Here is a 23,285-nt window from a genome sequence, read left to right on the forward strand (position 1 = left end):
AGGTATGGGGCTAAGCCGGTCATGTTCGTCTCCACGACGACCAACGGGATTGATGCGAAAGGGCGGGTGTCTGTACCGGCCGATTTTCGCGCGACCGTGTCCGGCCAGGGCTTTCCCGGCATTTATGTCTGGCGTTCCTTCAACGGCCCCTTTCTGGAAGGCGGGGGACAGCGCCTGCTGGAGGATTACTCAGACGCCATCGAAGACATGGACCCTTACGACCCCGCCCGCACCGCGTTTGAGCGCGTGATCTTTGGCGGCGCCAAGGCATTGTCGTTTGACTCCACCGGCCGCGTGTCTTTGCCCAAAGAGCTGATTGACCATGCCGGTCTCGCCAAGCAGGCGGTGTTCATCGGCATGGGCAAGCGTTTTGAGATCTGGGATCCGACCGCGCATGCTGATCAGGCGGAAGACGATCTGGCCTTTGCGCGCGACAACAAGTCTGCGCTGCGCCGTCCGTCCCGCCGTCGGGGAGATGAGTCATGAACGACGCCTCCCACATCCCGGTGATGCTCGATGAGGTCTTGACGGCGCTGCAGCCGCGTGACGGCGGTCTGTATGTGGATGGGACCTTTGGTGCGGGCGGCTATTCGCGCGGCATTCTGGGGGCTGCGGACTGCCGGGTGCTCGGCATTGATCGCGATCCGAGCGCGCGCGAAACCGCCGAGCTGATGAAGCCGGCCTATAAGGGGCGTTTCGCCTTCGGCTTCGGCCCGTTCTCGATGATGGAAGCCATTATCGAGGCGGCGGGCAGTTCGGGCGTGGACGGCGTGGTGCTCGATCTGGGCGTCAGCTCCATGCAGCTCGACCAAGCCGAGCGCGGTTTTTCCTTCCAGAAAGACGGCCCGCTCGACATGCGCATGTCCCAGTCCGGCCCGACCGCGGCGGACGCGGTGAACCATCTTGAAGCCCATGAGCTGTCGGCGATCTTCAAAGTCTATGGCGAAGAGCGTCATGCACGCCGCGCTGCGCAGGCGATCATTCGCGCCCGTGAAATCGAGCCGATCACCCGCACGCTGGTTCTGGCTGACATCATCGGCAAGGCGGTCGGCGGCAAGCCGGGCCGCATCCACCCCGCGACGCGCTCGTTTCAGGGTTTGCGCATTTACGTCAATGACGAGCTGGGCGAGCTGGTGCGCGGGCTTCAAGCGGCTGAACGCGTGCTCAGGCCCGCCGGGCGTCTGGTGGTGGTGACCTTCCATTCGCTGGAAGACCGCATCGTGAAAACCTTTCTGCGCGAGCGCGGCGGCCTGATGGGCGGCGGGTCGCGACACCAGCCGGAAATCCAGCCTGAGCGCGAACCGAGCTTTTCGGTGATCAGCAAGAAAGCGCAGGCCGCTTCCGACATGGAGGCGTCTGAAAATCCTCGCGCGCGGTCCGCCAAGCTGCGCGCCGGGATCCGGACTGACAATCCGGCCTGGCCCCGTGATGAAGAAGGCTTTGCGGGCGTGCCGCCCTATCGCCGTCTTGAGGAGTGTGTTCAATGATCCGCATCGTTGAAATCGTCGGCGTTCTCGTCGCCGCCATCCTGCTCGCCGCGCTGTATGTGGCCAAATCAGGCACCGCCAGCGATTCAGAAAAACTGGCGCAATTGCAGGCTGAGCTGGCGCGCGAGCGCGGCCGGATCAGTGCGCTGGATGCAGAAATCGCTCACCAGGAAGAGCCTGAGAACCTGCGCCGGCTGGCGCGCGCCTATCTGGGCTTCGAGCCGGTGCGCCCCGAGCAGGAGTTGGCGTTTTCCGAACTGCCGCGCCTGAGCGCTCAGGGCGCGCCTGAAGGTTTGCGCGCCCCGCAACAGGGCTTGCCCACGGCGCGGGTGTCTTACGCCAATCCCGGACAGAACTGATGAAGATCCTCCGGCGGCTTTCACGGCGGGTGCGGGTCAAGGATGACCGACGCGCCACCCCGCCTGCGCCGGTGGAGACGGCTCCGGCGCAGGCCATGCGCCGTGTGCGCATAGAAAATCGCAGCAATCTGGCGGAGCGTCGCCGGTCGCGTCTGAGCGTCATCGGTCTGGTGTTAAGCGTCGGCTTCGTCATTTCGGCGGGCCGGGCGGTGGAGATCGCGGTCTTTAACGGCGAGGCCGATGCGCGAAATGTGGCGTCTGCGGCCGAACTGGCGCCCGTGCGCCGCGCCTCGATCCTGGATCGCGATGGTGAAATCCTCGCCGCCACACTCGACTTTCATTCAGTCTACGCCGATCCGCTTTATGTCTGGGACGCCGAAGAGGTCGCCCAGCAGCTGGCCACGGTGCTGCCTGATCTGGATGTGGAGCGGCTGACACGCAGGTTGTCATCCAATTCGCGCTATGTCCCCATCGCAGACGGGCTGAGTCCGCGCGTGCGCCAGGCGATCCACCTTCTGGGGCTGCCGGGCGTGAATTTCCGCGTCGAGCCGGGGCGCATCTATCCCAAGCAGCGCGTCGCCGCCCATCTGGTCGGCTATGTGGACGGCCAGATGGAAGGCGTAGCGGGCGCCGAGCGGGCGTTTGAAGCCGAGCTCGCGGAAGGCGGACGCCCGGTCAGCCTGTCCATTGACCTGACGGCGCAATACCGGGTTGAAAGCATTTTGCGCGAGCGCATGGCGGCCCATCAGGCGGCGGCCGCATCGGCGGTGCTGATGCGGGTCGGCACCGGCGAGATCATCGCCATGGCCTCCTTGCCTGATTATGACCCAAACCGGTTCGCCGAAGCGACCGCGCCCAGCTCTGATGTCGACCCGCTGTTCAATCAGGCGGTGCAGGGCGTTTACGAGCTGGGGTCCGTATTCAAGCCCTTGTCGCTCGCCGCCGGTCTCGAAGCCGGCAGCGTGCATATGGACGATGTCTATGACGCCACGACCCCGGTGCGCATCGGCGGTCACGCCATTCATGACTATCGCGGCGAGAACCGTCCGCTGACTGCGCGGGAAATGGTGCTCTATTCCTCCAATATCGCCTCTGCACGCATGGCCGATACGATTGGCGCGGACGATCTGACCGGATTTTACGCCGATCTGCGCTTGTTTGAGGCGCCGCCCGTGGAGCTGCTGGAAGCCGCAGGGCCAAGCCTGCCGCGCCGCTGGGGCCGCATCCAGACCATGACCGCATCGTACGGGCATGGCTTTCAGGTCAGCCCGCTGGCGCTGGCGGCGGCGTATTCTGCGCTGGCCAATGGCGGCGTCTACACCCCGCCCACCCTGCGTCCGGTCGCCCCTGGCGAGACGGTGGCGGGCGTGCCGGTGATGAGCTCCAGCGTCGCCGCCCAGGTGCTGGGCGTGATGCGCGAGTTTGTGGCGCGCTCCCAAACAGGGTCGGCGGATGTGGAAGGTTTGGCCGTGGCGGGCAAGACCGGCACGGCGGAACGGGTCGTCGGCGGTCAGTATGTGGAAGGCAGCACCTTCAATACATTTGTGGCCGTCTTTCCGTTCGATGACCCGCAATATGTGTTGACGGTGTCCATGGACCGGCCCCAGCCCACCGCTGAAACCCACGGCTTCTCCACGGCAGGCTGGACGGCTATGCCGGCGGCGGGCGAAATCATCCGCGCACTGGCCGGTGTTCTGGACATCGACCGTCATGACGCCGACCCTGAGGCGCAAGTCTCGGTGGTCGCGGAACTGTTCGCTCCCCGTCCGCGCATCGTCGCCCCGTCAGAGGAGCCGGTCGCGCTGGAAGACGCCGCATTCGAGGACCCGCAATGATCCGTACGCTTGTTGATTTGCTGCCTGAGAGCCTGAGCGCCCCGGCGGGAGCGAAGGACCTTGAAATCACAGGATTGGCGCTCGACAGTCGCAAGGTGAAGCCCGGCGAGCTGTTCGCGGCGCTGCCCGGCGTAAAGGTCAACGGAACGCAGTTCATCCCCATGGCGATCGAGAAGGGCGCAGCCTGCGTGCTGGCGCCGAAGGGAACGCGCGCGTCCGTTCCTGTGATTGAAACGGAAGACCCGGCAGGCGCCTTGTCAGCCATTGCGGCGCGGTTTTATCCGCGTCAGCCCGCAACCATCGCGGCGGTGACCGGCACCAATGGCAAAAGCTCGACCGTTGAGTTCCTGCGCCAGATATGGGCGGCGGCGGGCCTTGAAGCGGCGGCGTTGGGAACCCTGGGGGTGACCCGCGCCTCAGGCCGAACGGATGTGGGCTATACGACGCCTGACGCCATCGCGCTTCATGAGAGCCTGGACAAGCTGACAGAGGAAGGCGTCACCCATCTGGCCATGGAGGCGTCCTCGCACGGGCTCAAGCAACGCCGCATGGACGGCGCGCGTCTGGCGCTTGTGGGCTTCACCAATCTCACCCAGGACCATCTCGATTATCACCCCGACTTTGAGGACTATTTCGCCTCCAAGATGCGGCTGTTCTCAACGCTGGCGCCCATGGGCGCGCCGGCGGTGATCAATATGGATTCAGACTGGTCCGCGCGTGTGGCGCAGGCGGCCCAGTCCGCAGGGCTGAGCCCTGTCGAAATCGGCTGGCGCGGGCGCGATCTGACCGTGCATGAGATCACGCCCCATCCCGCCAGTCAGCATGTGCGCTTCAGCTGGAAAGGCGAGGAGCGCGAGGTGGACCTGCCTTTGATCGGCGAGTTCCAGGCCGCCAATGCGCTGGCCGCGGCGGCTCTGGCCATCGCCAGCGGCGTGCAGCCCGATCAGGCGTTTGACGCCATGGGCGCGTTGCAGGGCGTCGCCGGGCGCTTGCAGACGGTGGGGACCACTATGGACGGCGCGCCTGTGCTGCTCGATTACGCGCATACGCCTGACGGGCTGGACAAATTGTTGCGCGCGGCGCGGCCGCACACCCAGGGCCGGATTGTTCTGGTGTTTGGCGCAGGCGGCGACCGCGACGCCACCAAGCGCGCGCCCATGGGCGAGATCGCCTCGCGGCTGGCCGATATCGCTATCGTCACCGACGACAATCCGCGGACCGAAGATCCCGCCGACATTCGCAAGGCAATCATGGCCGCGTGTCCTGATGCGCAGGAAATCCCGGATCGCGAAGCCGCGATCCGCGCCGGGATCGAGCAGCTTCAAAAAGGCGATGTCCTTCTGATCGCCGGTAAAGGGCATGAGACGGGACAGATTCTGGCCGACCGCATCATTCCATTTGATGAAGCCCAGATCGTCGCCACACTTCTGCAAGCGCGGGGAGGGACGACATGACCGAACCGCTCTGGACCGCCAAGCAAGCCGCCGAGGCGTCCGGCGGGCGCCTGACAGAGGGCGGCTGGAGCGCGACAGGCGTCTCAATCGACACGCGCACGCTTCAGCCCGGTGATCTGTTCATCGCTCTGACGGATCGTCGCGACGGCCATGATTTTGCGCAGGCCGCGCTCGAAAAGGGCGCTGCGGCGGTGCTGGTTTCGCGCCCCGAGGTCTGCTCGGGTCCGCGTCTGGTGGTCAATGATGTGCTGGACGGTCTGATCAAGCTGGGCGAGGGCGCCCGGCGGCGCTCGGACGCGGTGCGCGTAGGCGTGACCGGCTCGGTGGGCAAGACCAGCGTCAAGGAAGCGCTGGCCGCGGTGTTTCGCAAGGCCGGCCCTGCCCATTGGAGCGAGAAAAGCTATAACAATCATTGGGGCGTGCCGCTGACCCTGTCGCGCATGCCCGAAGCCACCCGGCACGCCGTGTTTGAAATGGGCATGAACCATAAGGGCGAGATTTCCACGCTGACCCAGATGGTGCGTCCGCATGTGGCGATGATCACCAAGATCGCGCCCGCCCATCTTGAAAATCTGGGCTCGATGGAGGCCATTGCTGACGCCAAGTCTGAAATCTTTGAAGGGCTTGAAGCAGACGGTGTGGCGGTGATCCCGGCCGATGACGAATTCGCCCCGCGCCTGATGCAGGCGGTGCAGGGTTCGGGCGCCGGATTTATGCTGGATTTCGGTCTTACTCCCGGCGCCGCGGTGCGCATTCTGTCCTATGACGAAGGACCGGATGGAGGCGTGGGCCGCATGGATGTCATGGGCAAACCGATGGATTTCCGCCTGCGCTTGCCCGGCGCGCATCAGGCGGTGAATGCGGCGGGCGTGGTGGCGGCGGCCTTGGGCGCTGGCGTTGATCCTGACCTGGCGCTGGATGCGCTGTCTGAGCTCAAACCCACCGCCGGACGCGGCGTCGCCTTTTTTGCGCAGCTCTCTAAAGGTCGCGTCATCGAGGTGGTGGATGAAAGCTATAACGCCAATCCCGCGTCCATGCGCGCTGCGTTCAGCGCGCTCAAACTCAGAAAACCACACGGCGAGGGCCGCAAGCTGGCGGTGATTGGCGAGATGCTGGAGCTGGGGCCAGACAGCCGGGCCTTGCACGCCAGCCTGGCCGAGCCGTTGATCGAAGCGGGGGTGGACCAGGTCATCGGAGTGGGCGAGGGCGCTCGCGCCTTGATGGACGCTTTGCCGCCAGCGCTGCGTGCGCACTGGTGCGAGAACGCGGACACTGTGGTTGAAAGCCTGACCGAACTGGCGCGGGATGGAGATGTGGTCCTTGTTAAGGGATCAAACGCATCTGGCGTTCATAAACTTGTGTCTTCCTTGCGCGACAAGACTGCGTCCGCCACCGCCTCCGCCTAAAGGGCCCATTCGACCATGCTGTATCTTTTGCTGTCGCCATTCGCTGATCAGTTTCAGGCCCTTAACCTGATCAATTACCTGACCTTCCGAACCGGCGCAGCGATGATGACCGCCTTTGTGCTCGCGCTCGCCATCGGCAATCCTTTCATTGGCTGGCTGCGCACCAAGGGCAGCCAGCCGATTCGCACCGATGGACCTGAAAGCCATATCGTCGCCAAGGCGGGCACCCCCACCATGGGCGGTTTCATCATTCTGGCGGGCATTCTGGCGGGCACGCTGATCTGGGGTGATATCACCAACCCCTATCTGTGGGTGGTGATCTTTGTCACCGCAGGCTTTGGCGCCATCGGCTTCATCGACGATTGGCGCAAGGTCACCCAGAAATCCACCGAAGGCCTGTCGGGCAAGGGCAAGCTGATCTTGCAATTCATCATCGCCGCGATCGCGGTGGTGGCCATGGTGTATCTGCTCGACACCGCGCCGGACACGCCGGACAATTTCGCCACGTCGGTCGCCGTACCGTTCTTCAAGGATCTTTTGGTCCCGCTGAGTTATGCCTTTTACCTGTTTGGCATGGTGGTGATCGTGGGGGCGTCTAACGCCGTGAATCTGACGGACGGGCTGGACGGTCTTGCTATCGTGCCGGTGATGATCGCGGCGGCGAGCTTTGGCTTCATCGCCTATTTCGTCGGCTCGTCTGTGTATTCAGAATACCTGTTCCTGAACTTCACCCCCGGCACAGGCGAGTTGTCGGTGATCTGCGGGGCCATGATCGGCGCAGGATTGGGCTTTTTGTGGTACAATGCGCCGCCCGCCATGGTGTTCATGGGCGATACCGGCTCCTTGTCGCTGGGGGGCGCGATCGGCACGATCGCGGTGGCGGTCAAGCACGAGATCGTCCTGGTGATTATCGGCGGCCTGTTCGTGCTCGAAGCGGTGTCAGTGATGGTCCAGGTGGCCAGTTTCAAGCTCACCGGAAAGCGCGTCTTCCGCATGGCGCCGATCCACCACCATTTCGAAAAGCTGGGCTGGGCTGAACCCACGATTGTGATCCGCTTTTGGATCATCGCCTTTGTGCTCGCCTTGATCGGCCTGTCCACTTTGAAGCTTCGCTAGGCCGCTGTATCGGCGGGCGCTGATGACTGTTGGGAAACGCGCATGAGCACCCGTCGCAAGGCCGGATTGTGGAGCGGGCTGGACCGTCCGATTTTGGTCATCGTGATTTTCTTGATGGCGATCGGGATTGTGCTGGCCTTCGCCGCCAGCCCCGCGGCGGCCGAGCGCGCCGCCTGGATCGACGACCCGTTCTATTATCTCTACCGTCAGCTCTTCTTTGCGGGGGTGGGACTGGCCATATTGGCGTTTGCGTCGGCGCTGTCAGTGACGGGCGTTCGGCGTTTCGCCGGACTGGCGCTGGTCGGGGCCCTGATCGCGCTGGTCCTGGTGCTGATCGTCGGCGCGGATGTGAAAGGCGCGACTCGCTGGATCCGTATCGGGTCATATTCGCTGCAACCGTCAGAATTTCTCAAACCTGCCTTCGTGGTGATCGCCGCCTGGCTCTTCGCCGAGGAAGATCGAGGCGCGCCGATCCTAGGGCGTCTGGTCGCGTTCGGTTTTTACGGCCTGTCTGTGCTTTTGCTGATGCTGCAGCCTGATTTTGGTCAGACCGTGTTGATCTCGCTGGTGTTCGGCGCTCTGCTCTGGGCGGGCGGCCTGTCCTGGCTGCACACGACCATCCTGGGCGTTCTGGCGGTGATTGGCGGCGGCGGCGCGTATGTGGCGCTGCCCCATGTGCGTGATCGTATTCTGGACTTTCTCGGCCCGAGCGGCGGCGCGCAGACCCAGACTGAAACCGCGCTCGACGCCATGTCGCGCGGCGGCATCTGGGGCGCGGGGCCCGGCGAAGGCCAGGTCAAGCATTTGCTGCCGGAAGCGCATACCGATTTCGTGTTCTCGGTGGCGGCGGAAGAGTATGGCCTGATCGCCTCGCTGGCGATTATCGGGCTGTACGCCCTGTTGTTCGCGCGGGCCTGGATGCTGTCGCTGAGGCTGACCGATCCGTTCGCCCAGCTCGCCACTTCCGGGCTGGCGCTGCTCTTCGCGCTGCAGGCGCTTGTAAATATCGGCGTGAATCTCGATATCGCGCCGCCTACCGGCATGACCTTGCCCTTCATCTCCTATGGAGGCTCGTCCATGCTGGCCTTGTGTTTCTCCGCCGGCTTGCTGCTGGCGCTGACCCGTCGTCGTCCCGGCGCCTATGCGCACCGGCCCCGCCAAGGAGCGTTATCCACGTGATCCAGAAACGAGTGCTTATCGCCGCCGGGGGGACGGGCGGCCATATGTTTCCGGCCCGCGCCGCCGCCGACGCCCTGATTGCGCGCGGCTGGTCAGTGAAGCTTGTCACCGATGCGCGCGGCGCGAAGCATGCACGCGATTTCCCCGGTGACGGCGTGACCGAGATCGAAGCGTCCAGCCCGTTCTCCAAAAACCCGGTCAAGATGGCGCAGTCCGCGCTGAAGCTCACCACGGGGGTCTTCCAGGCGCGCCGCATTCTGGCGGAGTATCAGCCGCACGTGGTGGCCGGCTTTGGCGGTTATCCGGCCTTTCCCGCGCTGACGGCGGCGTGGATGAACTCTGTACCGCGCGTCATCCATGAACAGAACGCCGTCCTGGGCCGGGTGAACCGCCTGTTCGCCGGATCTGTGGTCAGTGTCGCCTCGGGCTTCACCCGTCTCGATAAAATGCCGGATTCAGCCGTGCATGCGGTGACCGGAAATCCGGTGCGCGCCCAGGTGCTTCAGGCGCGTGAGGTGGAGTACCAGCCGCCCCAGCCGGGCGGCGAAATCCGGCTTCTGGTGCTGGGCGGCTCGCTGGGTGCGCGCATCTTGTCTGAAACCGTGCCGCGGGCGATCGCGGCCCTGCCCGAAGACCTGCGCCTGCGTCTGAAAGTGGTCCAGCAAACACGTGAGGAAAGCCTCGACAGCGCGCGCGAGATTTATGCCGATGCGGGCGTTCAGGCGGAATTGAGCCCGTTCTTTCGCGATATGGGGCGTCTGTACGCCGAGACTCATCTGGTAATCTCGCGTTCTGGGGCCTCGTCGGTGTCCGAGATATCAGCCATCGGACGGCCCGCCCTGTTCGTGCCGCTCGCCATCGCCATGGATGACCACCAGACCGCGAACGCGCAAGGGCTTGTGAAGGTTGGCGCGGCGGACATGATGACGGAGGCGGAGTTCACCGTTGATCATCTGCGGGCGCGGCTTGAAACCCTTTTGTCGGACGGCGAAGCTCTGGATGCGCGCGCCCGACTGGCGCGAACCGAAGGTCGTCCTGACGCGCATGAACGCCTTGCTGATCTGATTGTCCAAGCTGCGGAGCCGAAAACCTGATGCCGCCTATTGATCTCGCCGCCTCCGTGGGTCCTGTTCATTTCGTCGGCATAGGCGGCATCGGCATGAGCGGCATCGCCGAAGTCATGCTGACGCTGGGCTATCAGGTTACAGGGTCTGACATCAAGGACAGCGCCAATGTCCAGCGCCTGCGCGCCAAGGGCGCGACCGTCCATATCGGCCATGCGGCGGACAATGTCGACGGGGCCGGGGCGCTGGTGGTTTCCAGCGCGGTGAAGCCTGACAATCCCGAACTGGTCGCGGCCCGCGCCAAGCGTACGCCGGTGGTGCGCCGGGCGGAGATGCTGGCCGAGCTGATGCGTCTCAAGCATGCGGTGGCGGTCGCCGGCACCCATGGCAAGACCACCACCACCTCGCTTGTGGCGTGCCTGATGGATTCTGCGGGCTTTGATCCGACGGTCATCAATGGCGGCATCATTTCCGCCTATGGCTCGAACGCCAAGATCGGCGAAGGCGAGTGGATGGTGGTCGAAGCCGATGAAAGCGACGGTTCCTTCCTGAAGCTGCGCGGCTCGGTGGGGATCATCACCAATATCGACCCTGAACATATGGAGCATTACGGCTCGTTTGACGCCTTGCGCGCGGCCTTCGCCCAGTTCGTCGAGAACCTGCCGTTTTACGGCTTTGCGGTCATGTGCATCGACCATCCCGAAGTGCAGGCGCTGGCGGCGAAGATCGAGGACCGCCGCGTCATCACCTATGGTTTCTCCCCGCAAGCGGATGTGCGCCTGTCCAATCTGGTCATGGACGAGACCGGCGGGCATTTTGACCTGACCTTCCAGCCCCGCGGGGCCGAGCCGGTGACCTGGGCGGGGATCAGCCTGCCGATGATGGGCGAGCATAATGTGCTGAACGCGGCCGGCGCGCTGGCGGTGGTTCAGGCGCTGGGCGGCGGCGAGGAAGAAGCGCGCACGGCGCTGGCGGGCTTCACCGGCGTCAAACGCCGCTTCACGCTCACCGGGCAAGCCCATGGCGTGACAGTGGTGGATGATTACGGCCATCACCCGGTGGAGATCAGTGCGGTTCTCAAAGCCGCCCGTCAGCAAGTAGGCGATGGCCGGGTCCATGCCGTGGTTCAGCCCCATCGCTATTCGCGCCTGCATGATCTGTTTGAAGATTTCTGCACCTGCTTCAATGACGCCGACAGCGTGCTGGTGACGCCGGTCTTCGCGGCGGGGGAAGCCCCGATCGAGGGCGCCAGCCAGGAAGCGCTGGTCGCCGGTCTGGCGCGCCATGGTCACCGCAACGCCAGCGCCACCACACGCGAAAGCCTGCCGCGCGACCTCAAGGCCTTCATCGAGCCCGGTGATCTGGTCGTCTGCCTCGGGGCCGGCGACATCACCGCCTGGGCGGCGGAGCTGCCCCAGCGTCTGGAGGCGCAAGATTGAGCTGGCCCTCTCTCCTGCATCGTCTGCCCGAGGTCCGCGGCAAGCTGATCGAGAACGCGTCTTTGGCCGATATCACCTGGCTGCGCGTGGGCGGCCCGGCGCAAGTACTGTTCCTGCCTGCGGACGCCGCTGATCTGGCGCGTTTTCTGGCTGAGACGCCGCGCGATATCGACGTTCGGGTGCTGGGCGCGGGCTCAAACACGCTGGTGCGTGATGGCGGTTTGCCCGGCGTGACGGTCAAGCTGACGCCCGCTTTCGGCAAGGTCGAAGCGCAGGAGGGAAACCGCATCCGTGCGGGCGCTGCGGCGTTGGACAAGATGGTCGCCAAGGCGGCGGCGAAAGCCGGGATTGCGGGCCTTGAATTCTATGTGGGCGTGCCCGGCGCCATTGGCGGCGCGCTGCGCATGAATGCGGGCTGCTACGGGACGGAAACCAAGGATGTGCTGGTCGAGGCGATCGCGCTGGACCGCACCGGCCGCCGCATCATCGCGCCAGTCTCGGAGCTGGGATACGCCTATCGCCATTCTGATGCGCCGGACGACTGGATCTTCATCGAAGCGGTGTTTGAAGGGCAGGCGGACGATCCCGACGCCGTGACCGCGCGCATGACCGCCATCACCGAGCGGCGCGAGACGACGCAGCCCATCCGCGAGAAGACGTCCGGCTCGACGTTCAAGAACCCCGATCCGGACATGTCGGGTGGACGCTCGGCCTGGCAATTGGTGGATGCGGTGGGCTGGCGCGGCAAGCCTATCGGCGGGGCGCGCTTTTCCGAACAGCATTGCAATTTCCTGATCAATGACGGCACGGCGATCGCCCGTGACCTCGAAACTTTAGGCGAGACGGTGCGCGCCGCGGTGAAAGATCAGTTTGGCGTCGAGCTGACCTGGGAAGTGAAACGGATCGGAGAGCCGCAATGAGCAAGCATGTCGCAGTGCTTTTGGGCGGGCGAAGCCCGGAACGCGACGTTTCTCTGGTCTCGGGCATGAAGGTGATCGAGGCGCTGGAAGCCAAGGGCTATCAGGTCTCTCCCATTGATCCGCAGGATACGGACTGGATCGACCAGCTGAACGGCATAAAACCCGATGTGGTTTTCAACGCTTTGCATGGCGATTGGGGCGAGGATGGCCGGGTGCAGGGCGTGCTTGATTATCTGGGCTTCGCCTACACCCATTCCGGCGTCGCGGCGTCAGCCCTGGCCATGGACAAGCAGCGCGCCAAGGCGGTGCTGCGCGAGGCGGGGATCCAATGCCCTGAAGGCCAGCTGATCAACCGGTTCGAGGCGGCCCGCGCGCATGTCATTGCGCCGCCCTATGTGGCCAAGCCCAACGCGCAAGGCAGCTCGGTGGGCGTGGTGATCGTGCCTGAAGGCGCAAACCAGCCACCCGTGATTCTCGGGTCTGAGGATTGGCCCTATGAAGACGACGTGCTGATCGAGCGCTTCATTCCGGGGCGTGAGCTGACCGTGGCCGTAATGGGTGACCGGGCGCTGACGGTGACCGAGATCGTGCCCAAAACCGCTTTTTATGATTACGACGCGAAATACGCCGAAGGCGGCTCGGTTCACCAGCTGCCCGCCGATGTGCCGCAAGCTGTCTTTGAGCAGTGCATGCGCGATGCGTTGACCGCCCATCAGGCGCTGGGATGCGAAGGCCTGACCCGCTCTGATTTCCGATATGATCCGGTGACAGGCGGGGTTTGGTTACTCGAAATTAACACCCAACCCGGCATGACTCCTACATCCCTTGCGCCCGAACAGGCGGCGCACTGCGGCGTCGGTTTCCCCGACCTCGTAGCGTGGATGGTGGAGAATGCGGCGTGTCCAAGCTGAAGGGCGCCGGCGCTCGAGACTCATCGAAAGCCCGGCGCAAGTCGAATCAGGCCCCCAAAGCGGCGGGCGGTCGAAAGCTGTCCAACTGGGCGGCCGCGCAATGGCGTGCGGCGCGTAACCGGGCGAGCTATGCCTTCAAGCTGATCTTCACCGTCTTTGGCGTTTTGCTGGCGGGGACTGCGGCCATTTTGCTGGTCTTCGGTCAGCTTGATGATGTGGGCGGCATGGTGGCGGGGCGGGCCGAGACCGAGCTGGAACAGGCGGGCTACACCCTGGATTGGCTGGACGTGGCGGGGGCGGATCGCACCGGCGTTGAAGAGATCGCCATGGCGGTGGGCGCCGCGCCGGGGCTGGGGCTCAGCCGGGTGGATCTGAACGCCGCACGGGAGTCCATACAGTCCTTGTCCTGGGTGAAATCGGCTGAAGTTCTGCGTCTGTGGCCGGACCGGATCGCCGTACTGATCGAGGAACGCCAGCCCTTTGCGCTGTGGCAGATCAACCAGACCCATCATGTGATTGATGAAGAGGGTGCGATCATCAACGCCGCCAATCCTCTGGACTTTGCGTATTTGCCACGTGTCGTGGGTGAGGACGCCAATGTGGAGGCGCCCAGCGTTATTGGGCTTCTTGAGATGCACCCTGACATTCGCGACCGCGTCACCCACGCCATTCGGGTGGGCGAGCGGCGCTGGAGCCTGCGGCTTCAAAGCGGCGGCGATGTCTTGCTGCCCGAAGATGATCCTGCGAGCGCCCTGACGCTGTTGGCGGCGATGCATGAGGAGCGCGGCGTGCTCGATTACGAAGCGCAGATTTTTGATCTTAGAAATGCCGGTGAAATGGTGATGCGTCCCTGGCCTGATCGGGCGGCGGAACGTGCAGGGCGAGGGGCGTGACGTTGGGGGCTATGGGCTTTTTCAAACAGGGCGGCGCGTCGAGCGCCGCAACGCCGCCGCGCAAGTCGGGCGTGTTCGCTGCGCTCGATATCGGTGCGTCCAAGACTGTCTGCTTCATCGCCAAGACCGAAGAGACGCTGGCGGGTTTGCGCCCGCGTGTGATCGGGGTCGGTCATCAATCCACCCGCGGCGTGCGCGCCAGCCAGGTGGTGGACGTCACTCTGGCGGTGGAGAGCATTCGCGCCGCGGTGGAAAACGCTGAGCGCATGGCGGGCCACACCGTCAGCGAAGTCTATCTGGCCGCCTCCGCCGGCGCGCCGTCGAGCGCGCGCATCTCGGTTGAAATGGATCTCGCCGCTCGTGAAGTGACCGATCGCGATCTGCGCCGCATTCTGGCGGAAGCCTTGCGCCGTCATCATGAGCAAAAACGCGTGCTGCTGCACGCTTTGCCTCTGTCCTGGCGGGTGGACGGCCATCGCGGGGTCAAGGATCCGCGCGGCATGTTCGGCGAAAGCCTGGGGGTGGATCTGCATCTGGTCAGCGCCGCCGCTGATCCGTTGCAGAACCTGATTTCCTGCGTCGAGCGCTGCCAGCTCACAGTCGCAGGCGTTGCGGCGACGCCTTATGTTTCGGGGATTGCGGCGCTGGCGCCCGATGAGCGTGATCTGGGCGCCATGCTGATTGATATGGGCGCGCACACCACGACCGTCGCAGTGTTCAATGAAGGCGCGCTGCAGCATGTGGACGGGGTGCCGGTGGGCGGCGCCCATGTGACCAACGACATTGCACGCGGTCTGTCCACGCCCGTAAACGCCGCGGAACGCATAAAGGCGCTGCATGGGTGCGCCCTAGACAGTCCGGATGACGATCAGATCATGATCGAGACCCCGCCCGTGGCCGGGTCGGGCGTCGTGACCATGAACCAGCAACCCAAGGCGCTTTTGAACGCCATCATTCGCCCGCGTCTGGAAGAAGTCTTCGAGATGGTGCGCGACCGGCTCGACGCCGCGGGCGCAGCCAGCGCGGCAGGGCGGTCCGTCGTGCTCACGGGCGGCGCGGCGCAATTGCCCGGAGCCGCGCAACTTGCGGGCCGGGTTTTGGGCAAACAGGTGCGTCTGGGACGACCTGATACATTGGCCGGGCTGGGGGATGCGGTCAGCGGTCCGGGCTTCTCGGCAGCGGCGGGATTGCTGCTGCGCTGCGTGCAGGGGCCCTCCGAAGCCATCTCTGGGCCGCCACGGTTTGACCAGGGCCCGGTGCGCATTCGCGAACGCCCCGAAGGCGATGGCGGGATGAAAGCGGTCTGGCGCTGGTTTGCGGAAAGTTTCTAGACTCCTTATCCAGACTCAAGGTTCTATTATTGTTCGCGAAAAAAGGTTTGTTCGACAAGGGTCGGTTTAACGCTCGATTAAGCTAGAACGCGCAGTGTCACGGGGTGATTCGTTAACTCTACCGCCCCACGGAGACCTGCCATGCCCTTGAACCTTTCCGCGCCGGAAACCACCGAACTGAAACCTCGCATCCTTGTGTGCGGTGTCGGCGGCGCCGGGGGCAACGCCGTTAACAACATGATCGACGCCCAGCTTGAGGGCGTGGACTTTGTGGTCGCCAATACCGACGCGCAGGCGCTGCAGCGCGCGCGGACCGATCGGCGCATCCAGATGGGCGCTGCGATCACCGAGGGGCTGGGCGCTGGGGCGCGCCCGGAAGTGGGTGAGCAGGCGGCCGAAGACTCCCTGGCCGAGATCCAGGAACATCTGCAGGGCGCGCACATGGTGTTCATCACCGCCGGCATGGGCGGCGGCACCGGCACCGGCGCGGCGCCTGTCATCGCGCGTGCAGCCCGCGAGCAAGGCATTCTGACGGTCGGCGTGGTCACCAAGCCGTTCCATTTTGAAGGCACGCGCCGCATGCGTCTGGCGGAGTCCGGCATTGACCGGCTGCAAGAGCATGTGGACACGCTGATCATCATCCCGAACCAGAACCTGTTCCGGATCGCCACCGAAAAGACGACCTTCGCGGAAGCGTTCGGCATGGCGGACCAGGTGCTGCATTCAGGGGTTCGCGGCATTACCGACCTGATGGTCATGCCGGGCCTGATCAATCTTGACTTCGCCGACGTGCGCACCGTGATGAACGAGATGGGCAAGGCGATGATGGGCACAGGTGAAGCCAATGGCGAGAAGCGCGCCGTGGAAGCCGCCAACAACGCCATCAACAACCCGCTGCTGGACGATGTCTCGATGAAAGGCGCCAAGGGCGTGCTCATCAACATCACCGGCGGCATGGATATGACGCTTTACGAAGTCGACGAGGCGGCCAACGAAATCCGCAACGAGGTCGATCCGGACGCGAACATCATTGTCGGCTCCACCTTCGATCCCGAGCTTGACGGCATCATCCGCGTCTCTGTGGTCGCCACCGGCATTGACGCTGAAATGAACGAAGCGACCGACCCGCGCCGCCGCCAGGGCGCCGAGCCGGTCTCCGCCATGTGGAAGGGGCGCGAGACCCGTCCGCAGCGCCAAACCGAACCGCTGGTGCGTCGCGCCTCTGATGCGGTGGCGGTGAACGAAACCCCTCAGCAGGCGACGCCGGCCTCGCATACCGCTCATGCCGGTCATGCCGGACAGGCCGCGCAAGGCTCTGTGACCATGCGCGGGTCAGACGCTGTGAATACGCCGGATTCCTTTACGGGCGGCGAGCCGGTGCACCCGGTCGCCAAGCCCGCCGTGGTTGAAACCCGCGAGCGGTTGGAGCGTGAAATCTCCGCCTCCGCCGAACCGCATCAGGCTCCGGCTCCGGTCCAGCCGCAGGCGCAACAGGCGCCGGCTGAAGAAGCCAAATCGCGCGAGCCGCGCCGCGGTCTGTCTCTGTTCGGTCGCCGCAAGTCCGCGCCTGCCGAGCACAAGGCGCCGAGCCAGCCAGAGCGTCCCAGCGTGGTGCGCCCGGTCGAGGCTGCGCCGCGTCCCAGCCAGCCCAGCGGCGACCTGTTTGGTGAGGATCTCGACGAGAACGAGCTGGAAATCCCGGCCTTCCTGCGTCGCCAAGCCAACTAGGCGAAACCTTCAACACCTTGAAAACGCGCCGTTCTGTTCACTCAGGGCGGCGCGTTTTCCGTTTCAGCCCCGGTTTCGTAACACGGTGCAACAATCCTTTAATTGCGGGATGCATTCCGGCCCGTAGTGTGCAGGGCGAGGGGTATAGCCTGTTAAGCATCTTGGATGCGGCAGGCTATTGGATTGACGACAAACTGAATTGGGCCTGCTTCATGATTGAACGCGCAACTTTGGCGGCGCCGGCGGTTTGCGCCGGGATCGGTTTGCACACCGGGGCCCGTGTCCGCATGGCCATGAAGCCCGCATCGCTCGGCTCAGGCATCGTCTTTGAACGCACCGATCTGGATGTCGAGGATTGCTTTATTCCGGCGCGCCGCGAGTTTGTGCGCTCCACCGATCTGGGCACGACCTTGGTTAATGACGACGGCGCCTCTGTCGCGACGGTCGAGCATTTGATGGCGGCCTTGGCGGGGCTTGGCGTGGACGATCTGATGATCGAACTCGATGGGCCTGAAGTGCCGGCCATGGATGGGTCTTCCGCGCCGTTTGTCGATCTGATTTTGCAAGCCGGCCTGAAACACCGGCCGGCGCCGCGCAAGGCGCTTCAGGTGCTCAAGCCGGTCGAGGTCGAGGATGGCTCGCGCCATGCGGTGTTCCTGCCGGCTTTGCGTCCGGCCATTGATGTCGAGATCGACTTTGATGATCCCGCCATCGGTCGTCAGCACTTCGCCTTTGAAGTCAGCCGCAGCAATTTTCAGGATCTGGTCGCTCCGGCGCGTACGTTTGGCTTCCGCCGCGATTTCAGCGCACTTCTGAAAGCGGGTCTGGCGCGTGGCGGCTCCATGGAAAACGCCGTTGTCGTGGACGAAGATGGCGTCGCAAACCCTGAAGGCCTGCGCTTTGCTGATGAGTTCGTGCGTCACAAAGCACTGGATGCATTGGGTGATCTGTATCTTCTGGGCGCGCCGATCATCGGATTGTACAAGGCGCATCGTCCCGGACACGGACTGAACGCCAAAGCCTTGGCGGCGTTGCTGGCTGATGAAAGCGCCTGGCGCTGGACGTCGATGACAGACACAGCCGTGCAGAGCGAACGTCTGGTTCACTCGTAATCGACGCGGAAAAGTTCGCCCTAATTCACTCGAGGCCTGATAGGGCGCTTTTGCCCGCGCCCGCGATGGGTTAAACCATTCTCAATACCTAAGAGTCCGCTGCGTCCTGAGGGTCAGGGCAGGCGGTCGTCGGCTTGAGGGCGTGTGTCCATGAAGACTGTTCTGCGTATTGCTGTTCTGGGCGCCGTCGCCTTGTCGCTCACCGCGTGTGCGGGGCGTGACCGCGAAGAGCTGGCTTATGTGGAGCAACCGGTCGAAACGCTCTACGCTGAAGCCTTTGAGAAGATGCAGCGCCGTCGTTATGACGAAGCCGCGGCCTATTTCGATGAAGTGGAGCGTCAGCACCCGTTCTCGGAATGGGCGCGTCGCTCGATGCTGATGGCGGCCTACGCCAATTACCGTCAGTCCAAATACGATGAGGCGATCTCCGACGCGCAGCGCTTTATCGCCCTGCATCCCGGCAACGCCAGCGCGCCCTATGCGTATTATCTGATCGCGCTGAGCTATTATGAACGCATCTATGATGTGGGCCGTGACCAGTCCACCACCCAGCAGGCCTTGCAGGCGCTTGAGCAAGTGGTGCGCCGCTATCCTGACACGCCCTACGCTCAGGATGCGCGCCTGAAAATTGACATGACGCGCGACCATTTGGCCGGCAAGGAAATGAGCGTCGGACGCTGGTATCTGCGCAATGGCTATCATCTGGCGGCGATCAACCGCTTCCAGAATGTGATTCGCGACTACGAGACCACCAGCCACACCCCTGAAGCGCTACACCGTCTGGTGGAAGCCTATGTCAGCCTGGGCGTGGATGAAGAGGCCCGGCAGGTCGCCGCGGTTCTGGGCTATAACTTCTCCGGCTCTGAATGGTATGAAGACAGCTATGATCTTCTCACCTCGCGCGGAATCGCTGTGCCGGGCTCTGAGGATCTCGAACGGGATCCGTCCTTGCTGCGGCGCGCGTTAAACCGCGTCTTCGGCTAATTTCAAAGCACTGCGAACCTGAATGCTGGCTTCGCTCTCCATCCGTGACATCGTCCTGATCGACTCGCTCGATCTGATGTTTGACGCCGGTCTGTCCGCTCTGACCGGTGAGACCGGCGCGGGTAAATCCATTCTTCTGGGCGCATTGGGTCTGGCGTGCGGCGAGCGCGCCGAACGCGCCCAGGTGCGCGCAGGCGCTGAAAAGGCGGTCGCCATCGCCATGTTCGAGCCGCCTGTGAGCCATCCGGTTTACGCGCTGCTGGACGAGGCGGGCGTGGATGTAGAGCCGGGCGACGCGGTGATCCTGCGCCGCACCCTGACGGCGGATGGACGCTCGCGCGCGCATGTGAACGATCAACCCGCCAGCGTTGGCTTGCTGGCGCGCCTGGGCGAGGTGCTGGTGGAGATCCATGGCCAGCACGATGGTCGGGGTTTGATGGATCCCAAAAGCCATCGCGGTTTGCTGGACGCCTATGCGGACGCCAGCGCCGAACTGGCGGCGGTGAAAAGCGCCTGGACGAGCCTCAGTGACGCCCGGTCTCGCCTGGAGGAGTTGACGGACGCCCGTGACAAGGCCGCGAGCGAGGAAGCCTTTCTGCGCGGCAGCGTTGAAGAGCTGGAGGCGCTGGATCCCCAGGCTGGCGAAGAGGCGAGCCTCGCCGCCGAGCGCAAATTCCTGCAGCAAGCTGAATCCGCACTGAGCGAGCTCAATGACGCCATGGAAGCCGTGGCGGGGGGCGATGGTCTGTCCAACCGCCTGAACACCGCGCTGCGCGGACTCGAGCGGGTGCGGGGGGCGCTTGGGGACGCTGATGGCGCTGAAGGCGCGGCGGCGGAGGCGCAGGCGTCTGTTGAGCGCGCCGCCGGAGCGCTTGACCGCGCTTTGATCGAATTTAACGAGGCCGAGGACGCGCTGTCAGACGCCGCCGCCCGCTTTGATGTGGAGCCGGGACGTTTGAACGAGGTCGAGGAGCGTCTGTTCGCCCTGCGCGCCGCCGCAAGAAAGCATTCAGTCGAAGTGGATGCGCTGGCGGATCTGCGCGATCGCCTCGTCAGTCGGCTCGACATGATCGACCACGCCGACGACCGCCTCAAAGAAGCGGAAGGCGCGCTCAACGCCGCGCAGGCGGACTATGCCCGTGCGGCCAAGGCGTTGACGGCGAAACGCCTGAGTGCGGGTGAGGCGTTGGCCAAGGCTGTCGAAGCTGAACTCGCGCCGCTGAAAATGGACAAGGCGCGGTTCCGTGTGCGCGTTGAGACCGATGAAGCCAAGCCGGGCGCTTCGGGCTGGGACAAAGTCGCCTTTGAAGTCGCCACCAACCCCGGCGCGCCCTTTGGACCGCTCGACAAGATCGCCTCGGGCGGCGAGCTGTCGCGGTTCGCTCTGGCGCTCAAGGTGTGTTTGGTGGGTGAGGACGCCCGCACCATGGTGTTTGATGAGGTGGATCAGGGCGTGGGCGGCGCGGTGGCCGACGCGGTCGGGTCACGCCTGAAACGCCTTGCGGAAACCGGGCAGGCGCTGGTGGTCACCCACAGCCCGCAAGTGGCCGCGCGCGCCAGTACGCACTATTCTATCGAGAAGGCGGAGCAGTCAGGCGGCATGCGCACGACCGTGCGTCGTCTCGCCGACGCCGACCGCCGCGAAGAGATCGCCCGCATGCTGTCGGGCGCGGAAATCACCGACGCGGCTCGCGCCGCCGCCGACCAGCTGATGGGCTCATGAACGCTGCGCTGAAGGATGTGGAGGCGCTGACCTCCGAGGACGCCGCCACAGAACTCGAACGCCTCGCCCGCGAAATCGCCAAACATGATGCGGCGTATTACGAAAAGGACGCACCGAAGATCTCGGATGCGGCCTATGACGCTCTGCGCGCGCGCAACACAGCGATCGAAAACCGTTTTCCTGAGCTGAAACGCAAGGATAGCCCGTCTGATCGGGTGGGCGCGAAACCGTCTGAGCAGTTTGGCGAGGTGGTTCACGCCGTGCCCATGCTGTCGCTGGGCAATGCGTTTGAAGATCAGGATGTGCGCGATTTCACCGATCGCATCCGCCGCTTTCTGAACCTCAAGGACGATACACTCGTCCTGACCGCCGAGCCCAAGATTGACGGGCTGAGCGCCAATCTGCGCTATGAAAAGGGCGAGCTGGTCATCGGCGCCACCCGCGGCGACGGCCGGTCGGGCGAGAACGTCACCGCCAATCTCAAGACCATAGCTGACATTCCCCACAGGCTGACCGGCGATGTGCCGGACGTGCTGGAAGTGCGCGGCGAGGTCTATATGAGCCATGCCGATTTCGCGGCGCTCAACGCCATGCAGAACGAGCGCGGCAAGCCCGCCTATAAAAACCCGCGCAACGCCGCCGCCGGTTCTTTGCGCCAGATCGACCCGACCATCACCGCTGAACGCCCCTTGCGCTTTTTCGCCTATGCCTGGGGCGAGCTGAGCGAGCCGCTAGCCGACACCCAGTACGACGCGGTCAAGCGCCTGGACGCATTGGGTTTTGTCATCAATGACGACATGGTGCGTGTGGACAGCGTTGAGGCGGTGATCGCCCATTACCATGCGCTGGAAGAGAAACGCGCCGATCTCGGCTATGACATTGACGGCGTCGTCTACAAGGTGGACCGGCTCGACTGGCAGGAGCGGCTGGGCTTTGTCGCCCGCGCGCCGCGCTGGGCCATTGCGCATAAATTCTCGCCCGAAAAAGCGGTGACGCGGCTCAACGCCATCGAGATTCAGGTGGGGCGCACAGGCGCTTTGACGCCCGTCGCCAAGCTGGAACCGGTCACCGTGGGCGGCGTGGTGGTGTCCAACGCCACCTTGCACAATCAGGACGAAATCGAGCGCAAGGATGTGCGGGTGGGCGATACGGTGGTGATCCAGCGCGCCGGCGATGTGATCCCGCAAGTGGTCGAGGTGGTGCCGGGCAAACGCCCTGAGGGCGCTGAGCCGTTTGAGTTTCCGACCAGTTGTCCCGTCTGCGGCAGCCATGCCGTGCGCGAGGAGGGCGAGGTGGTGCGTCGCTGTACGGGCGGGCTGATCTGTGACGCCCAGGCGGTCGAGCGCCTCAAGCATTTCGTCTCAAGGAAAGCCTTCGACATTGAAGGGCTGGGCGCGAAACAGATCGAAGTCTTCTTTCACGAGGGCCTCGTCAAACAGCCCGCCGATATCTTCACACTGAGGGCGCGCAATGAGGCGGGGGCGATCACCCCGCCAATACAGACCCGCGAGGGCTGGGGCGAGCGCTCGGCGGCGAACCTTTTCGGCTCGATTGATCAGCGTCGCACGATCGGCCTCGCCCGCTTTCTCTTTGCGCTCGGCATCCGCCATGTGGGGGAGGAGACGTCCCGTTTGATCGCGCGCAGCTTTACGAGTTGGACGGCGGTGCGCGAAACGGCTGAGGCCGCCCATGAGCCCGGCGAAGCCTTCGCCGCCTTCATGGACATTGACGGCATTGGCGAGACAGCTGTCAAAGCCCTCGCTGAGTTTTTCGCCGAAAGCCATAATCAGGACGCGCTCGATAAGCTTCTGGAGCATGTGACGGTGGAGGACGCCGAACAGGTCGCCGCTGAAAGCCCCGTCGCAGGCAAGACCGTGGTGTTCACCGGATCGCTGGAACGTTTCACCCGCGATGAAGCGAAAGCGCGGGCGCAGTCTTTGGGGGCGAAAGTGTCAGGCTCGGTCTCGGGCAAGACCGACATCCTGGTCGCCGGACCCGGCGCCGGCTCCAAGCTGAAAAAAGCGCAGGAGCTGGGCGTTCAGACCCTGACCGAGGATGAATGGCTGGCTCTGATTGGCGGGTGAAAACCTGAATTCCCGGGCAAGCGCAGCGAAGTCCCGGGACCTCCCTCCGCGAATAGCGCCATATCTTTCACGAGGCCCCGGCTCTGCGCTGTGCTTGGCCGGGGTTTCAGCTTTTATATTTGTCATTCACCGGTTTATCCGGTGAATCCATGCCGTGACCTGTGATTAAACCCACCGGCATGGATCCCCCGCATGAAGCGGGGGATGACAGGATTGAGAGAGCTGTTCTTTTCACCCTCTTTCCCCGCGAAGGCGGGGAC

General features: G+C 64.1%; 19 protein-coding genes. All 19 read left to right on the forward strand.

Annotated features, from left to right (window positions below; translation table 11 throughout):
- Positions 1–21 precede the first annotated feature (21 nt).
- The 19 genes from ACP154_RS09170 to ligA all read left to right on the forward strand — a co-directional run bounded on the left by ACP154_RS09170 (position 22) and on the right by ligA (position 23,025).
- Positions 22–486: a division/cell wall cluster transcriptional repressor MraZ gene (locus ACP154_RS09170; protein WP_028284499.1), complete on the forward strand. Its 465-nt coding sequence runs from the start codon at positions 22–24 to the stop codon at positions 484–486.
- A complete protein-coding gene (gene rsmH / locus ACP154_RS09175; RefSeq protein WP_421859740.1) occupies positions 483–1,487 on the forward strand; it encodes a 16S rRNA (cytosine(1402)-N(4))-methyltransferase RsmH in 1,005 nt (334 codons plus the stop codon). Before ACP154_RS09170 ends, rsmH begins: the two co-directional genes overlap by 4 nt.
- Positions 1,484–1,846, forward strand: a complete 363-nt coding sequence (gene ftsL / locus ACP154_RS09180; protein ID WP_421859739.1) for a cell division protein FtsL — start codon at positions 1,484–1,486, stop codon at positions 1,844–1,846. The genes rsmH and ftsL overlap by 4 nt, the downstream gene beginning before the upstream one ends.
- Positions 1,846–3,681: a peptidoglycan D,D-transpeptidase FtsI family protein gene (locus tag ACP154_RS09185; protein WP_421859737.1), complete on the forward strand. Its 1,836-nt coding sequence runs from the start codon at positions 1,846–1,848 to the stop codon at positions 3,679–3,681. Before ftsL ends, ACP154_RS09185 begins: the two co-directional genes overlap by 1 nt.
- Positions 3,678–5,135 (forward strand): UDP-N-acetylmuramoyl-L-alanyl-D-glutamate--2,6-diaminopimelate ligase, encoded by a 1,458-nt coding sequence (locus tag ACP154_RS09190; RefSeq protein ID WP_421859735.1) that lies wholly within the window; start codon positions 3,678–3,680, stop codon positions 5,133–5,135. The genes ACP154_RS09185 and ACP154_RS09190 overlap by 4 nt, the downstream gene beginning before the upstream one ends.
- Entirely contained in the window at positions 5,132–6,541 is a 1,410-nt protein-coding gene (locus ACP154_RS09195) for a UDP-N-acetylmuramoyl-tripeptide--D-alanyl-D-alanine ligase (RefSeq protein ID WP_424993780.1), read from the forward strand. The genes ACP154_RS09190 and ACP154_RS09195 overlap by 4 nt, the downstream gene beginning before the upstream one ends.
- 15 nt (positions 6,542–6,556) lie before the next feature.
- The gene (gene mraY, locus ACP154_RS09200; RefSeq protein ID WP_107712702.1) at positions 6,557–7,657 is read left to right on the forward strand and encodes a phospho-N-acetylmuramoyl-pentapeptide-transferase; all 1,101 of its coding nucleotides are present in this window, start codon (positions 6,557–6,559) and stop codon (positions 7,655–7,657) included.
- Positions 7,658–7,699: 42 nt separating this feature from the next.
- Positions 7,700–8,836 carry an FtsW/RodA/SpoVE family cell cycle protein gene (locus tag ACP154_RS09205; RefSeq protein ID WP_421859732.1) on the forward strand — a complete coding sequence of 379 codons (1,137 nt, stop codon included), beginning with the start codon at positions 7,700–7,702 and terminating at the stop codon, positions 8,834–8,836.
- Positions 8,833–9,930 (forward strand): undecaprenyldiphospho-muramoylpentapeptide beta-N-acetylglucosaminyltransferase, encoded by a 1,098-nt coding sequence (gene murG, locus ACP154_RS09210; RefSeq protein WP_421859730.1) that lies wholly within the window; start codon positions 8,833–8,835, stop codon positions 9,928–9,930. Before ACP154_RS09205 ends, murG begins: the two co-directional genes overlap by 4 nt.
- On the forward strand, positions 9,930–11,339 hold the full coding sequence (gene murC, locus ACP154_RS09215; protein ID WP_107712705.1) for a UDP-N-acetylmuramate--L-alanine ligase: 1,410 nt from the start codon (positions 9,930–9,932) through the stop codon (positions 11,337–11,339). The genes murG and murC overlap by 1 nt, the downstream gene beginning before the upstream one ends.
- Positions 11,336–12,259, forward strand: coding sequence for a UDP-N-acetylmuramate dehydrogenase (murB, locus tag ACP154_RS09220; protein WP_421859729.1), 924 nt, complete (start codon positions 11,336–11,338; stop codon positions 12,257–12,259). The genes murC and murB overlap by 4 nt, the downstream gene beginning before the upstream one ends.
- Positions 12,256–13,170, forward strand: a complete 915-nt coding sequence (locus ACP154_RS09225; protein ID WP_421859728.1) for a D-alanine--D-alanine ligase — start codon at positions 12,256–12,258, stop codon at positions 13,168–13,170. The genes murB and ACP154_RS09225 overlap by 4 nt, the downstream gene beginning before the upstream one ends.
- Positions 13,158–14,063 (forward strand): cell division protein FtsQ/DivIB, encoded by a 906-nt coding sequence (locus ACP154_RS09230; protein ID WP_421859726.1) that lies wholly within the window; start codon positions 13,158–13,160, stop codon positions 14,061–14,063. Before ACP154_RS09225 ends, ACP154_RS09230 begins: the two co-directional genes overlap by 13 nt.
- Positions 14,060–15,394, forward strand: a complete 1,335-nt coding sequence (ftsA, locus tag ACP154_RS09235) for a cell division protein FtsA (RefSeq protein WP_421859724.1) — start codon at positions 14,060–14,062, stop codon at positions 15,392–15,394. The genes ACP154_RS09230 and ftsA overlap by 4 nt, the downstream gene beginning before the upstream one ends.
- Before the next feature lie 141 nt (positions 15,395–15,535).
- Positions 15,536–17,122, forward strand: coding sequence for a cell division protein FtsZ (gene ftsZ, locus ACP154_RS09240; protein WP_421859723.1), 1,587 nt, complete (start codon positions 15,536–15,538; stop codon positions 17,120–17,122).
- Between the two features lie 212 nt (positions 17,123–17,334).
- Positions 17,335–18,234 carry a UDP-3-O-acyl-N-acetylglucosamine deacetylase gene (lpxC, locus tag ACP154_RS09245; protein ID WP_421859721.1) on the forward strand — a complete coding sequence of 300 codons (900 nt, stop codon included), beginning with the start codon at positions 17,335–17,337 and terminating at the stop codon, positions 18,232–18,234.
- A gap of 150 nt (positions 18,235–18,384) precedes the next feature.
- Positions 18,385–19,218, forward strand: a complete 834-nt coding sequence (locus ACP154_RS09250) for an outer membrane protein assembly factor BamD (RefSeq protein WP_107712711.1) — start codon at positions 18,385–18,387, stop codon at positions 19,216–19,218.
- Between the two features lie 22 nt (positions 19,219–19,240).
- Entirely contained in the window at positions 19,241–20,941 is a 1,701-nt protein-coding gene (recN, locus tag ACP154_RS09255) for a DNA repair protein RecN (protein ID WP_421859720.1), read from the forward strand.
- Positions 20,938–23,025, forward strand: a complete 2,088-nt coding sequence (gene ligA, locus ACP154_RS09260; RefSeq protein WP_421859718.1) for an NAD-dependent DNA ligase LigA — start codon at positions 20,938–20,940, stop codon at positions 23,023–23,025. Before recN ends, ligA begins: the two co-directional genes overlap by 4 nt.
- Positions 23,026–23,285: the final 260 nt, after the last annotated feature.

It is taken from the genome of Oceanicaulis sp. (assembly GCF_965249665.1).
Classification (GTDB): Bacteria; Pseudomonadota; Alphaproteobacteria; order Caulobacterales; family Maricaulaceae; genus Oceanicaulis.